The sequence below is a fragment of the Aeromonas sp. R4-2 genome, assembly GCF_040908295.1.
Taxonomy (GTDB): domain Bacteria; phylum Pseudomonadota; class Gammaproteobacteria; order Enterobacterales; family Aeromonadaceae; genus Aeromonas; species Aeromonas veronii.
The window spans coordinates 1-12204 of sequence record NZ_JBFODL010000008.1; the positions used below are offsets into that span (position 1 = coordinate 1).

The window sequence follows — 12204 nt, forward strand, 5'->3', positions numbered from 1 at the left end:
GTCTTTACCGGTTAGTGTGCTGATATGGCTCAGTCGGTAGAGCGCATCCTTGGTAAGGATGAGGTCCCCAGTTCGATTCTGGGTATCAGCACCATTAAATAGAAAGCCTCCCTGAAAAGGGAGGCTTTTTTGCACCCGTCATTTTTTGATATCCCCTTACATTCCCTATTCCCGCAACCCCTTCTGCTTGCAGCCGACACTGTTTATCTGCTGGTTTGAGTCCTAATGTGTTACTCATTTGACTGCTATTGATGGTTTTATCCAGATATTTAACCATGATTGATTGACGTGAAACGTTTTACATGTAAAATCCGGCGCGTTTTGCCTATTACGTGGAGAAAGAGCATGGCGCAGGATAACGAATACTGTTTGGGGGCGGTTCCCGCCAAAGGGCGCAAAGGTGTGCTGTCGCTGATGCTGGTGATGCTCGGGCTGACCTTCTTCTCTGCCAGTATGTGGACCGGTGGTGCGCTGGGTACCGGTCTGGTGTTTGACGACTTCATCAAGGCGGTACTGATCGGCAACCTGTTGCTGGGGATCTATACCGCCTGTCTCGGTTATATCGGTGCTTCAACCGGTCTCTCTACCCATCTGCTGGCGCGATACTCCTTCGGCGTCAAAGGTTCCTGGCTGCCATCCCTGCTGCTGGGCGGTACTCAGGTCGGCTGGTTTGGCGTTGGTGTGGCGATGTTTGCCCTGCCGGTGCAGAAGGCGACCGGCATAGATGTGAACTGGCTGATCGCCATTTCGGGCATGTTGATGACGGTGACCGTCTACTTCGGCATCTCCGCCCTGATGGCGCTGAGCTTTGTGGCCGTACCGGCCATTGCACTGCTTGGCGGCTACTCGGTCTGGCTGGCGGTGACCTCGACCGGTGGCATGGCGGCGCTGCAGCAGGTACAACCAAGCAATCCCATCGAGTTCACCACGGCGTTGACCATGGTGGTTGGTTCCTTTATCAGTGCAGGAACCCTGACCGCCGACTTTGTTCGCTTTGGTCGCAAACCCTGGGGCGCCGTCATGATTACCATGGTGGCGTTTTTTTTGGGCAATACGCTAATGTTCGTCTTCGGCGCAGCCGGTGCGGCGGTGACCGGTCAGGCCGATATCTCGGAAGTGATGCTGATGCAGGGACTGCTGATCCCCGCCATTCTGGTGCTGGGCCTCAATATCTGGACCACCAACGACAACGCGCTCTATGCCTCCGGCCTCGGTTTTGCCAACATTACCGGCCTCAAGAGCAAGCCGCTCAGCGTGATCAACGGCCTCATCGGTACGGCTTGCGCCCTCTGGCTTTACAACAACTTTGTCGGCTGGCTGGCCTTTTTGAGTACGGCAATTCCGCCGATCGGTGGCATTATCATCATGGATTTCCTGCTCAATCGTGAGCGTTACCGTCAATTTGCCGATCAGCAGTTCGAGACGGTGCGCTGGCAGGCGCTGGTCGCCACGGCTGTCGGGGTGGCTGTCGGCAAGTGGCTGCCGGGCATAGTGCCACTCAACGCGGTATTGGGCGCCGCCTTCACCTATTTCATTCTGGTTCGCCTCACCCAGCGGCCGGTTCTGGTACAGGAAGCTAACAAATGCTGATTCAACATATTCGTTTGGCCGATCGGGAAGGATTTTGGCAGATCCGCTGTCAGGATGGGGTCATCACCGCCATCGAACCCCATGACGAACATGCCGTCGCCGGTCGGGTGCTGGACGGGGAGGGCGGTCTGGCGATCGCCCCCTTTATCGAACCCCACATTCACCTCGATACCACCCAGACGGCGGGCGAGCCGAGCTGGAATCTCTCCGGCACTCTGTTCGAGGGGATCGAGCGCTGGGCCGAGCGCAAGGCGCTGCTGACCCATGAGGATGTGAAGCAGCGCGCCATCCAGACGCTGAAGTGGCAGATCGCCAACGGCATCCAGTTCGTCCGTACTCACGTCGATGTCTCCGACCCCAATCTGGTCGCGCTCAAGGCGATGCTGGAAGTGCGGGAGGAGATGAAGGAGTGGGTGGAGCTGCAGATCGTTGCCTTCCCGCAGGAGGGGATCCTCTCCTACCCCAATGGCAAGGCACTGCTGGAGGAGGCGCTCAAGCTGGGGGCCGATGTGATCGGTGCGATCCCTCACTTCGAGTTCACTCGGGAATATGGGGTCGAAAGTCTGCACTACATCTTCGATCTTGCCGAGAAGTATCAGGTTCTGGTCGATGTGCACTGCGACGAGATCGATGACGAGCAGTCCCGTTTTATCGAGACGCTGGCGACCCTGGCCTACGAGCGGGGTATCGGTCATAGAGTCACCGCCAGTCACACCACCGCCATGCACTCCTACAACGGTGCTTATGCTTCCCGCCTGTTCCGTCTGCTCAAGATGGCGGACATCAACTTCGTGGCCAATCCGCTGGTGAACATTCACCTGCAGGGGCGGTTCGATACCTATCCCAAACGCCGCGGCATTACCCGAGTGAAGGAGATGCTGGAGGCGAACATCAACGTCTGTTTCGGTCACGACGACGTGTTCGATCCCTGGTATCCCATGGGCACCGCCAACATGTTGCAGGTGCTGCACATGGGGCTGCATGTCTGCCAGATCATGGGTTACGAGCAGATCAACGACGGTCTGAAGCTGATCAGCAGCCACAGCGCCCGCACCCTGAATGTGCAGGATCGCTATGGTATCGAGGTGGGCAAACCGGCCAACCTGTTGGTCCTGCCCGCCGAGAACGGCTTCGATGCGGTGCGCCGTCAGGTGCCGGTGCGTTACTCGATCCGCCACGGCAAGGTGATTGCCCAGACCCGCCCGGCCCAGACCGAGATCGTGCTGGGTCAGCCAGAGCCCATCGATTTTCGCCGCTGAGATTTCAATCAGGCTGGATGTCGATTAGTTCCGCCTCTGGGCACAAGGGCCGCCATTGCGACATAATGGCGGCCTGACCCTGAGGGAGTGACACCATGCAAACCTGGTTCTATGTTGCTGCAGGGGGCGCCATCGGCGCCTGCCTTCGTTTTGGGATTGCCGAACTGATGGCCTTGCTGCTGGGGCGCCACTTTCCTTACGGGACTCTGGTGGTCAACGTGGTGGGCTCTTTCATCATGGGGGTGGCATTTGCCCTCATCAGTCATGGTCATGTGGTAGAACACCCGATGAAGCCGTTGCTGATGGTGGGGATCCTCGGTGCCCTGACTACTTTCTCTTCCTTTGCCCTCGATACGGTAGTGCTGGCTCAACATGGAGCCTATCTGAAAGCGCTGCTCAATATCGCTCTCAATCTCTTCCTCTGTCTTGCCATGGTGGTGCTGGGCATGCAGTTGGTTGCGAGCCGGGTTTAAGGTGTCCGGACGCCAGTGGCTCTGGTAAACTGGCGGCCATTCTTTGCTCTATGGGTGTTTAAGGGATGTCAGAACAAGCAACGACAACGCATTTTGGCTTTAAAACCGTGGCCGCGACCGAGAAGGAAACTCTGGTAGCAGGTGTCTTCCATTCGGTGGCAGCCAAGTATGATCTGATGAACGATCTGATGTCGTTCGGCATCCACCGCCTGTGGAAGCGCTTCACCATCGACTGCTCCGGTGTGCGCAAGGGCCAGAAGGTGCTGGATCTGGCCGGTGGTACCGGTGACTTGACCGCCAAGTTCTCCCGCATCGTCGGCGAGACCGGTCAGGTGGTGCTGGCAGATATCAACGACTCCATGCTGAAAGTGGGCCGCGACAAGCTGCGCAATCTGGGGGTCGCCAACAACGTCTCCTACGTGCAGGCCAATGCCGAGGCGCTCCCCTTCCCGGATAACCACTTCGACGTCATCACCATCGGCTTCGGCCTGCGCAACGTCACCGACAAGGACAAGGCGCTCGCCTCCATGTTCCGGGTGCTCAAGCCGGGTGGCCGTCTGCTGGTGCTGGAGTTCTCCAAGCCGGTCAGCGAAGTGATCGCCAAGCTCTATGACCTCTACTCCTTCAAACTGCTGCCGAAAATGGGCGAAATCGTCGCGAACGACAGTGAAAGCTACAAATATCTGGCAGAGTCTATTCGTATGCACCCGGATCAGCAGACCCTGGCCGGCATGATGGAAAATGTCGGTTTCGAGCAGGTGGAGTACTTCAATCTGACTCAGGGTGTGGTCGCCCTGCACCGCGGTTACAAGTTTTAAGGTTGCCTATGCCGATGGATGCCATGGTCACCGCGGTGATCGAAACCAGCCTCAACCAGTTGCTGGTGCTGGACAAACAGAGTCCGGAGCGGCTGCGCAAACTGGTGGGCAAGGTGCTCAAGCTGGAGCTGCGTGAACTCAAGCCGCTCTGGTTTGTCTTCTCCGAGCGTCGGCTGGATGTGCTGGCCCAGCATGAAGGGGAGGCCGATGCGGTGCTTAGCCTGTCGCTGACCGCCCTCGGTCTGCTGAAAGACCCGTCCGCTCTGACCCGCTATATCCGTGAGGAGAAGCTGGATCTGAGCGGTGATCCCCAGCTGGTGCAGGCATTCAGCGTGCTGCTGGGTGAGCTGGATATCGACTGGGAAGAGGAGCTGTCGCGCTATACCGGCGATGTCGTTGCCCACACCCTGTTCAGCGGTGCCCGTCAGGCGCGTCGTCTGGTCGGCCGCGAGCTGTGCCGCACCCGCAGCCAGCTGGCGGAATATTTGACCGAAGAGGCCCGCCTCGCCCCCGGCCCGCTGGAAGTGGCGAGTTTCAACGATGATGTCGAGGTGCTGGCCCAGCAGCTCAAGGCCGTCGAACTGCGGCTGGCCCGCTTCGAACAGCAGGTGACCTGATGACCCCGAAGGAGTTCAAACGCCTCTATCGCATCATCACCATCCTGCTGGAGCAGGGCATCGACGAACTGGTGCCCGCCCGCTATCAACCCTGGCCGGGTCGTCTGGCCCGTCGCTCCCTGTTCTGGCTCAAGAACAGGCAACCGGATCTCAGCCGCGGAGCCCGCATCCGCCTCGCCTTCGAGGCTCTCGGCCCCATTTTCATCAAGTTTGGCCAGATGCTCTCGACCCGCCGCGACCTGCTGCCGCCGGATATCGCCGAGGAGCTGGCCCTGCTGCAGGACAGGGTGCCCCCCTTCTGTGGTCAGGCGGCGCGCCAGCAGATCGAGCTGAGCCTGGGTTGTCCCATCGAAACCCTGTTTGACGACTTCGACGAGACGCCGCTGGCGTCGGCTTCCATCGCGCAGGTGCATACCGCCCGCTTGAAGGAGAGTGGCCGCGAGATCGTCATCAAGGTGATCCGTCCCGACATCGAGCCTGTCATCGAGGCCGACCTGCGACTGATGCAGGCGCTGGCCCGTCTGGTGGCCCGCTTCGTGCCCCAGAGCGCGCGACTGCGCCCCATCGAGGTGGTGGAGGAGTATCGCAAGACCATCCTCGACGAGCTGAATTTGATGCGCGAAGCGGCCAACGCCATCCAGCTACGGCGCAACTTCACCGGCTCCGAAGCGCTCTATGTGCCTGAAATCATCACCGATCTCTGCCGCGAGCAGGTGCTGGTGATGGAGCGGATCTACGGTATTCCGGTCTCCGACATTCCTGCGCTGGAAGCCAACGGCACCAATATGAAGCTGCTGGCCGAGCGCGGGGTAGAGGTTTTCTTCACCCAGGTGTTCCGCGACAGCTTCTTCCATGCCGATATGCACCCGGGCAACATCTTCGTCTCTTACGAACATCCGGAAAACCCGCTCTGGATCGGCATCGACTGCGGCATCGTCGGTACCCTCAATCGGGAAGACAAACGCTATCTGGCGGAGAACTTCCTCGCCTTCTTCAACCGTGACTATCGCCGCGTGGCGGAGCTGCACGTGGAGTCGGGCTGGGTACCGGCAGACACCAAGGTGGACGAGTTCGAGTTCGCCATTCGCACCGTGCTGGAGCCCATCTTCGAGAAGCCGCTCTCCGAAATTTCGTTCGGTCACGTGCTGCTCAACTTGTTCAACACTGCGCGCCGCTTCCATATGACGGTGCAGCCGCAGCTGGTGCTGCTGCAAAAGACCCTGCTCTATGTGGAAGGGTTGGGGCGTCAGCTCTACCCGCAGCTCGATTTGTGGCAGACCGCCAAGCCGTTCCTCGAGAACTGGATGCACGAACAGGTCGGGCCCAAGTCGGTATTGAACGCCATCAAGGAGAAGGCGCCATTCTGGGCGGAGAAGCTGCCGGAGCTGCCGGAGCTGGTCTATGAGACCCTGCGTCAGACCCGTCATCAGCAGCGTCATTTCGACCAGATGTTTGCCGAGTTCCGCCGTCACAGCCGTCGGCAGGGGCAGGCCCGCTACCTCTTAGGGGTTGGAGCCAGCCTGCTATTGGCGGGTGTATTCTTGCTGACCCAAAAACAACACATTGAGTGGGGACAAGCCAGTCTCGCCGGTGCAGCCCTCTGCTGGCTGGTCGGCTGGTTGCGAACCCGTTCCCATTAATCAACAACCGCGCCGTCAGGCGCCTGTTCTGGAGAGAAAATCATGGGTGGTATCAGTATTTGGCAATTGTTGATCATTGCAGTCATCGTCGTGCTGCTGTTCGGTACCAAGAAACTGCGCGGCATTGGCGGTGATCTGGGCGCGGCGGTCAAAGGGTTCAAGAAAGCCCTCTCCGACGAGCCGGCTGATGCCAAGGCCGAGCAGAAAGATGCCGAGTTTCCCCCGAAACAGCTGAACGAAGCGGCCGCTCAGAGCAGTGAGACCGCCAAGCAGAAAGACAAAGACCAGGCCTAAGCCATGTTCGATATCGGTTTTTGGGAGCTGGTCGTTATCGGTGTGGTAGCACTGGTGGTACTGGGGCCCGAGCGGCTGCCGGTTGCCATCCGCACGGCTACCCACTGGATCCGCCTCATTCGTTCGACCGCGAACTCGGTCAAGTCCGAGCTGGAGCAGGAGCTCAAGTTGCAAGAGCTGCATAACGACCTCAAGAAGGCCGAACAGTTGCAGATGAGCAACCTGAGCCCCGAGCTGCAGGAGTCCATCGAACAGCTCAAGGCGGCGGCCCAGTCGGTCAATCGCCCCTATCAGGTGGAGAACGAGATCCGTCCGCCGCGCCCCGAGTCGGTCGCCCAGGCTGAGCCTGCCACGCTGGCTGAGCCTGCGGTGCAGCTGAGCCACGACGTGCCGCCGGTCAATAGCCAGCGAGAGAGTGAGCCGGTGCCGGTCAGCGATTCCGCAGTAAAAGGGGAGGTGAAGCCATGAGTCAGGCCGAACAACCCCTGATCAGCCATCTGGTTGAGCTGAGAACCCGTTTGCTGCGCTCCATTACCGCCATTCTGGTGGTGTTTCTGGCGCTGATCTACTTCTCCAACAACATCTACGACTTCGTGGCCCAGCCGCTGCTCAGCCAGCTGCCGGAAGGGACCAGCATGATAGCGACGGATGTGGCGACCCCCTTCCTGACGCCGATCAAGCTGACCCTGGTGGTCTCCTTCTTCGTGGCGATCCCCTATCTGCTCTATCAGGCCTGGGCCTTTATCGCCCCCGGTCTGTACCAGCATGAGCGGCGCCTGATCATGCCGTTGGTGGTCTCCAGTGCCCTGTTGTTCTATGCGGGGATGGCGTTCGCCTACTACGTGGTGTTCCCGCTGGTGTTCGGTTTCTTCACCAGTACCGCCCCTGCCGGGGTGACGGTGGCGACCGACATCGCCAGCTATCTGGACTTCGTACTGACCCTGTTCTTCGCGTTCGGGGTGGCGTTCGAAATTCCGGTGGCCACCATACTGCTCTGCTGGACCGGCGTGACCACACCGCAAAACCTGAAGGAGAAACGTCCCTACGTCGTTGTCGGGGTGTTTGTGGTCGGCATGCTGCTGACGCCGCCTGATGTCTTCTCCCAGACCCTGCTCGCCATTCCGATGTGGGCGCTGTGGGAGATAGGTCTGTTCTTCGCCCGCTTCTACGTGAAGAAAGAGGATGAAGAACAACAGGAACAACCGGATGTGGAGAGCTGAGGCTCTGTTCGTCACCTGTTTGCCGGACGGCGAGAGGATGACGACGTCCGCAGGAATAACAGAACGAGGGGAGCTGAGGCTCCCTTCCTCTTTTCATGCTCCCGTTCGAGGCGTATGGTAAGACCCCATTCGGTAGATGGTTTTCAAATACCTGATATGTATTCCTTTTGTTCGGAACGTCTCATTCCATGATCGATATCGGTTTAAACCTGACCAGCAGCCAGTTCGCCGGCGAGCAGGCTGAGCTGGTGGCCCGTGCCCGCGCCGCCGGAGTGGAAGCGCTGATCCTCACCGGTACCGATCTGGCTGGTAGCCGCGAGAGCGCCGGGTTGGCCGCCCGCTGGCCGGGCTACTGCTTCTCCACCGCCGGGGTACACCCTCACGATGCCAAGAGTGTCGATGAGGCGACCCTGCCCGCCTTGCGCGAGCTGGCAGCCTTGCCGCAGGTGGTGGCTATTGGCGAGTGCGGTCTCGACTACAACCGCGACTTCTCCCCCCGCCCGGTGCAGGATGCGGTATTCGACGCCCAGCTGGCACTGGCTGCTGAGCTCCGGATGCCGGTGTTTCTCCACTGCCGCGATGCCCACGCCCGTTTTATCGAGATCCTCCGTCCCTGGTTGCCGAAACTACCGGGAGCCGTGCTGCACTGCTTCACCGGTTCCGACGAGGAGCTGGACGAGTGTCTGGCGCTGGGGCTGCATATCGGGGTGACCGGCTGGCTCTGCGATGAGCGCCGTGGTCAGCTGCTGCGCGAACAGGTTGCGCGTATTCCGGCCGGTCGGCTGATGATCGAGACCGATGCCCCCTATCTGGTGCCGCGAGATCTGAAACCGCGCCCGAAACGCAACGAACCTGCTTTTTTGCCGCACATCGCCCAGGTGGTGGCGGCCTGTCGTGGTGAAGCGCCCGAGGCCTTGCTGGCCCATACCCGGGCCACCTCCGCCGCGTTCTTCCAACTTCCTCTCCAGGAGTGATTCATGGCTACAACTCTTCCGGGCGCCTTTCCGGGCCGCCGCCTGCGCCGTCTGCGCAAACATGATTTCAGCCGTCGTCTGGTGCGCGAGAACGTACTGACCGTCAACGATCTCATCTATCCGGTGTTTGTGCTGGAAGGGGAGAACCGCCGTGAAGCCGTTCCCTCAATGCCGGGGGTGGAGCGTCTCTCCATCGATCTGCTGCTGGAGGAAGCCGCCGAGCTGGTGGAACTGGGCGTACCTGCTATTGCCCTGTTCCCGGTCACTCCGCTGGAGAGCAAGAGCCTGATGGCGGAAGAGGCCTACAACCCGAACGGGCTGGCCCAGCGCACCGTGCGTGCCCTCAAGGCCCGCTTCCCGGAGCTCGGGGTCATCACCGACGTGGCGCTCGATCCGTTCACCACCCACGGGCAGGACGGCATTATCGATGACGAAGGCTATGTGCTGAACGACATCACCACCGAGATCCTGATCAAGCAGGCGCTCTCCCATGCCGAGGCCGGGGTCGATATCGTCGCGCCGTCCGACATGATGGATGGCCGCATCGGCGCCATCCGCGCTGCGCTGGAAGAGAATGGCTTCATCAACACCCAGATCATGGCCTACTCCGCCAAGTACGCTTCCTGCTACTACGGCCCGTTCCGCGATGCGGTTGGCTCTGCCGGCAACCTCGGCAAGAGCAACAAGGCCACCTATCAGATGGATCCGGCCAACAGTAACGAAGCCCTGCACGAAGTGGCGCTGGATATTCAGGAAGGGGCCGACAGCGTGATGGTCAAGCCGGGCATGCCCTATCTGGACGTGGTTCGTCAGGTGAAGGATCAGTTCGGCGTGCCGACTTTCGCCTATCAGGTCAGCGGCGAGTACGCCATGCACATGGCGGCGATCCAGAACGGCTGGCTGAAAGAGAAGGAGACCATCATGGAGTCTCTACTCTGCTTCAAGCGGGCCGGGGCCGATGGCATCCTCACCTACTTCGCCAAGCGCGTAGCGCAGTGGCTGAAGGAAGATGCCCGTTAAGCCGGGTTGAAGAGATAAACGAGAGGGGGAGCCGATGGCTCCCCCTCTGTCGTTATGGCTCTCTTTTGGTAACGAGCGGCTGATTACAGCTTGATCCAGGCATCGCTCCAGGCGCTGCCGGTACCCGGCGCATAGTGGCTGGTCGAGCCGCCACACCAGCCGCTGTACGGCCAGGGTTTGCACTCGTAGTTGCCACCGGCATTGCTGACCCGATCACCGGACTGATAGCCGGTGTTGGGGGCGTAGGCCGGGTAGTCACCTTCGCCACCCCCGCTGTTCTCTTCGGTCAGCGCAACCGGGAAGCGCTGTACCACCGGCTGCTGGCCGTCAGCCAGACCGGTGATGACCACTTCGTAGCTGCCATCGGTGACGTTGCTGCCCTGCAGCATCAGGGTGCTGGTGCCGTTCACCTGGCTGCTGGTGGTACCGTGGCTGTGGCCGCTCTGCTCCAGAGTCGCGGTGATTTGTACCGGGTTGGCGGTGGTCAGGTTGAAGCGGATGCTGACCTGACCGTTGACTATGGTGTAGTCGGAGCCCATGGCGCTGACGGTGAAGTCGCTGCTGCCTTCTGCGGGTGGCGTTGTGCCGCCGCAGTCGCTGTCGCCCTGTACGCGCCAGACGCCCCAGTCACCCGTGGTGCCCGGCTCTTCGTTCTGGGTCCACCAGCCTGCCCGCCAGTTCTTGCCGTTGTGGCTGACGATGTCGCCGCCCACGTAGACCTTCTTGGCATCCCAGCTGTTTTCACAGACGGCGCCCTGCTCCCTGACGGTTACGTTGCGCTGCTGGGTTACCTGCTGACCGGCGCTGTCGCTCACCTGATAGGTGAGGGTGTAGCGGCCGACCTTGCTGCTGTCGACGTTGCCGCTGACCTTGATTTGGGCGGTCAGGTCGCCATCTTCTTCATCATGGGCGCTGACGCCTGTCATCGGATCGAAAGCGGTACCCAGTTCCAGCGTGGTGTCGGTGACACCGCTGAACACCGGCTTCATGCTGTAGACCTCGATGGTGCGTACCTGCTCGGTGACGTTGTTGTCGCGATCGCTCACCTTGTAGGTGAGGGGGTAGAGGCCGATGCGCTGGCTGTCTACCGAGCCTTCTACCTGGATCTGGCCAGTCAGGTCGCCATCTTCCTTGTCGTTGGCGCTGACACCGGCCAGCGGATCAAAGGCGGTGCCCTGCTTGATGCGGATATCGCTCAGGCCGCTAAACACCGGCTTGCCGTTGTCGACCGGGGGCGTGATCTCCTGATCGTGGATGAAGGGGCCGTAGCTCTTGATGAAGGATTCGTTGTAGGACTGACCGGCGGCGTTGCGGCCCATGTCCCAGTTGATGGACCAGGTCATCACGCCGCGCAGTGGTTGCCCCTCGCTCTTCAGGCGGTTGAAGGCGTTGTAGAGCTTCTGCGGATCCAGCACATAGCCGGTGGCGGCGGCGTCGATGTTGGTCGGAATGCCGAACACCAGCTTGTCATGGGGGATCTTGTAGAAGCCGCGGGTACCGTTGCTCAGCGAATCCGCCATGTAGTAGATGAACTCTTCTTTCAGGGCATCGTTGTTCTGGGCAATCCAGCCGATGCCATCGATGTAGATACCGTCACCACCCTGGTTGTAGAACTGGGGGTTGATCCAGTCGTAGTACCCTTCCAGATTGCGGATATAGGGGATGTAGGCGCCAGTCTGGGTCAGATAGGGGAACTCCGGCGCCATGGTGATGAGGAAGTTTTTCCCCTGGGCGCGGTAGTGAGCCTTGACCAGACGCAGGGCCGCCGGGATCACGGTCTGGTTGTCGGCGGCGGTGATGGCGGCCTGTTCCAGATCGATATCCAGCCCGTCGAAGCCATAGGTCTCCACCAGACGGATGATCTCGTCGGCAAAGGCCTGCTCCTGACCCTTGCGCAGCTCGATGTGCGCATCGGCACCGCCCAGCGCCAGCAGCACGGAACGGCCCTGACGGTTCAGCTCGGCAATCTGCTCGATAAACTGGCTTTCGCTCATGCCGATGGCCGGGTCGAGTTTGAAGGTGGGGATGGGATCGCTGCCATAGACCTTCATGAAGGAGACATCGACCACGTTGTATTGCGGGTTGACCTGATCGAGCTTGACGCAGGGGGCGATACCGCCCTTGTAGCCCGAGCCGTCACACCAGTTGTGCCAATAGCCGACCACTACGCCGGACTGGGGGTTGACCATCGCCTGACCGGCCGAGGCGGCCTGCGCCATGGGGGCGCCCATGCCGAGCAGGCAGCCAAGCAGGGATAATTTGAGTTTGTTCATCGTCTCTCCGTACGGTGCAAATGGGG

The 12204-nt window shown here is 60.3% G+C and carries 12 protein-coding genes and 1 tRNA gene; 12 read left to right on the plus strand and 1 reads right to left on the minus strand.

Annotation, left to right across the window (positions count from 1 at the left end; translation table 11 throughout):
• The first annotated feature begins 18 nt into the window (after positions 1–18).
• The 12 genes from AB5Y99_RS04780 (at position 19) to hemB (ending at position 9905) form a co-directional block, all read left to right on the plus strand.
• A tRNA-Thr gene (locus AB5Y99_RS04780) sits at positions 19–94 on the plus strand.
• Positions 95–345: 251 nt separating this feature from the next.
• Positions 346–1590 (plus strand): cytosine permease, encoded by a 1245-nt coding sequence (gene codB / locus AB5Y99_RS04785; RefSeq protein ID WP_368208879.1) that lies wholly within the window; start codon positions 346–348, stop codon positions 1588–1590.
• Entirely contained in the window at positions 1584–2849 is a 1266-nt protein-coding gene (locus AB5Y99_RS04790; RefSeq protein ID WP_368208880.1) for a cytosine deaminase, read from the plus strand. Before codB ends, AB5Y99_RS04790 begins: the two co-directional genes overlap by 7 nt.
• Before the next feature lie 95 nt (positions 2850–2944).
• Complete coding sequence (gene crcB, locus AB5Y99_RS04795; protein ID WP_194494566.1) at positions 2945–3322, plus strand: fluoride efflux transporter CrcB; 378 nt, start codon at positions 2945–2947, stop codon at positions 3320–3322.
• 65 nt (positions 3323–3387) lie between these two features.
• A complete protein-coding gene (gene ubiE, locus AB5Y99_RS04800) occupies positions 3388–4140 on the plus strand; it encodes a bifunctional demethylmenaquinone methyltransferase/2-methoxy-6-polyprenyl-1,4-benzoquinol methylase UbiE (RefSeq protein ID WP_005342396.1) in 753 nt (250 codons plus the stop codon).
• An 8-nt stretch (positions 4141–4148) separates the two neighbouring features.
• Entirely contained in the window at positions 4149–4757 is a 609-nt protein-coding gene (locus AB5Y99_RS04805) for an SCP2 sterol-binding domain-containing protein (protein WP_323894085.1), read from the plus strand.
• Positions 4757–6397 (plus strand): ubiquinone biosynthesis regulatory protein kinase UbiB, encoded by a 1641-nt coding sequence (gene ubiB, locus AB5Y99_RS04810; RefSeq protein ID WP_257691700.1) that lies wholly within the window; start codon positions 4757–4759, stop codon positions 6395–6397. Before AB5Y99_RS04805 ends, ubiB begins: the two co-directional genes overlap by 1 nt.
• Positions 6398–6439: 42 nt before the next feature.
• Positions 6440–6691 (plus strand): Sec-independent protein translocase subunit TatA, encoded by a 252-nt coding sequence (gene tatA / locus AB5Y99_RS04815; RefSeq protein ID WP_103251634.1) that lies wholly within the window; start codon positions 6440–6442, stop codon positions 6689–6691.
• A gap of 3 nt (positions 6692–6694) precedes the next feature.
• Positions 6695–7159 carry a Sec-independent protein translocase protein TatB gene (gene tatB / locus AB5Y99_RS04820; protein WP_368208882.1) on the plus strand — a complete coding sequence of 155 codons (465 nt, stop codon included), beginning with the start codon at positions 6695–6697 and terminating at the stop codon, positions 7157–7159.
• Positions 7156–7911 carry a twin-arginine translocase subunit TatC gene (gene tatC, locus AB5Y99_RS04825; protein WP_005342401.1) on the plus strand — a complete coding sequence of 252 codons (756 nt, stop codon included), beginning with the start codon at positions 7156–7158 and terminating at the stop codon, positions 7909–7911. The genes tatB and tatC overlap by 4 nt, the downstream gene beginning before the upstream one ends.
• Before the next feature lie 188 nt (positions 7912–8099).
• Positions 8100–8885 carry a TatD family hydrolase gene (locus tag AB5Y99_RS04830; RefSeq protein WP_368208883.1) on the plus strand — a complete coding sequence of 262 codons (786 nt, stop codon included), beginning with the start codon at positions 8100–8102 and terminating at the stop codon, positions 8883–8885.
• A 3-nt stretch (positions 8886–8888) separates the two neighbouring features.
• Complete coding sequence (gene hemB / locus AB5Y99_RS04835; protein WP_005357271.1) at positions 8889–9905, plus strand: porphobilinogen synthase; 1017 nt, start codon at positions 8889–8891, stop codon at positions 9903–9905.
• A gap of 83 nt (positions 9906–9988) precedes the next feature.
• Here the strand turns inward: hemB and AB5Y99_RS04840 are convergent, their stop codons facing one another.
• The gene (locus AB5Y99_RS04840) at positions 9989–12178 is read right to left on the minus strand and encodes an immunoglobulin-like domain-containing protein (protein WP_368208884.1); all 2190 of its coding nucleotides are present in this window, start codon (positions 12176–12178) and stop codon (positions 9989–9991) included.
• Positions 12179–12204: the final 26 nt, after the last annotated feature.

Excerpts from the sequence above, each read along its gene's own strand:
- AB5Y99_RS04805 (WP_323894085.1), top strand. The coding sequence starts at position 4,149 with ATGCCGATGGATGCCATGGTCACCGCGGTGATCGAAACCAGCCTCAAC.
- codB (WP_368208879.1), top strand. The coding sequence starts at position 346 with ATGGCGCAGGATAACGAATACTGTTTGGGGGCGGTTCCCGCCAAAGGG.
- AB5Y99_RS04830 (WP_368208883.1), top strand. The coding sequence starts at position 8,100 with ATGATCGATATCGGTTTAAACCTGACCAGCAGCCAGTTCGCCGGCGAG.
- hemB (WP_005357271.1), top strand. The coding sequence starts at position 8,889 with ATGGCTACAACTCTTCCGGGCGCCTTTCCGGGCCGCCGCCTGCGCCGT.
- tatC (WP_005342401.1), top strand. The coding sequence starts at position 7,156 with ATGAGTCAGGCCGAACAACCCCTGATCAGCCATCTGGTTGAGCTGAGA.
- AB5Y99_RS04840 (WP_368208884.1), bottom strand. The coding sequence starts at position 12,178 with ATGAACAAACTCAAATTATCCCTGCTTGGCTGCCTGCTCGGCATGGGC.
- tatA (WP_103251634.1), top strand. The coding sequence starts at position 6,440 with ATGGGTGGTATCAGTATTTGGCAATTGTTGATCATTGCAGTCATCGTC.
- ubiE (WP_005342396.1), top strand. The coding sequence starts at position 3,388 with ATGTCAGAACAAGCAACGACAACGCATTTTGGCTTTAAAACCGTGGCC.
- tatB (WP_368208882.1), top strand. The coding sequence starts at position 6,695 with ATGTTCGATATCGGTTTTTGGGAGCTGGTCGTTATCGGTGTGGTAGCA.
- AB5Y99_RS04790 (WP_368208880.1), top strand. The coding sequence starts at position 1,584 with ATGCTGATTCAACATATTCGTTTGGCCGATCGGGAAGGATTTTGGCAG.
- crcB (WP_194494566.1), top strand. The coding sequence starts at position 2,945 with ATGCAAACCTGGTTCTATGTTGCTGCAGGGGGCGCCATCGGCGCCTGC.
- ubiB (WP_257691700.1), top strand. The coding sequence starts at position 4,757 with ATGACCCCGAAGGAGTTCAAACGCCTCTATCGCATCATCACCATCCTG.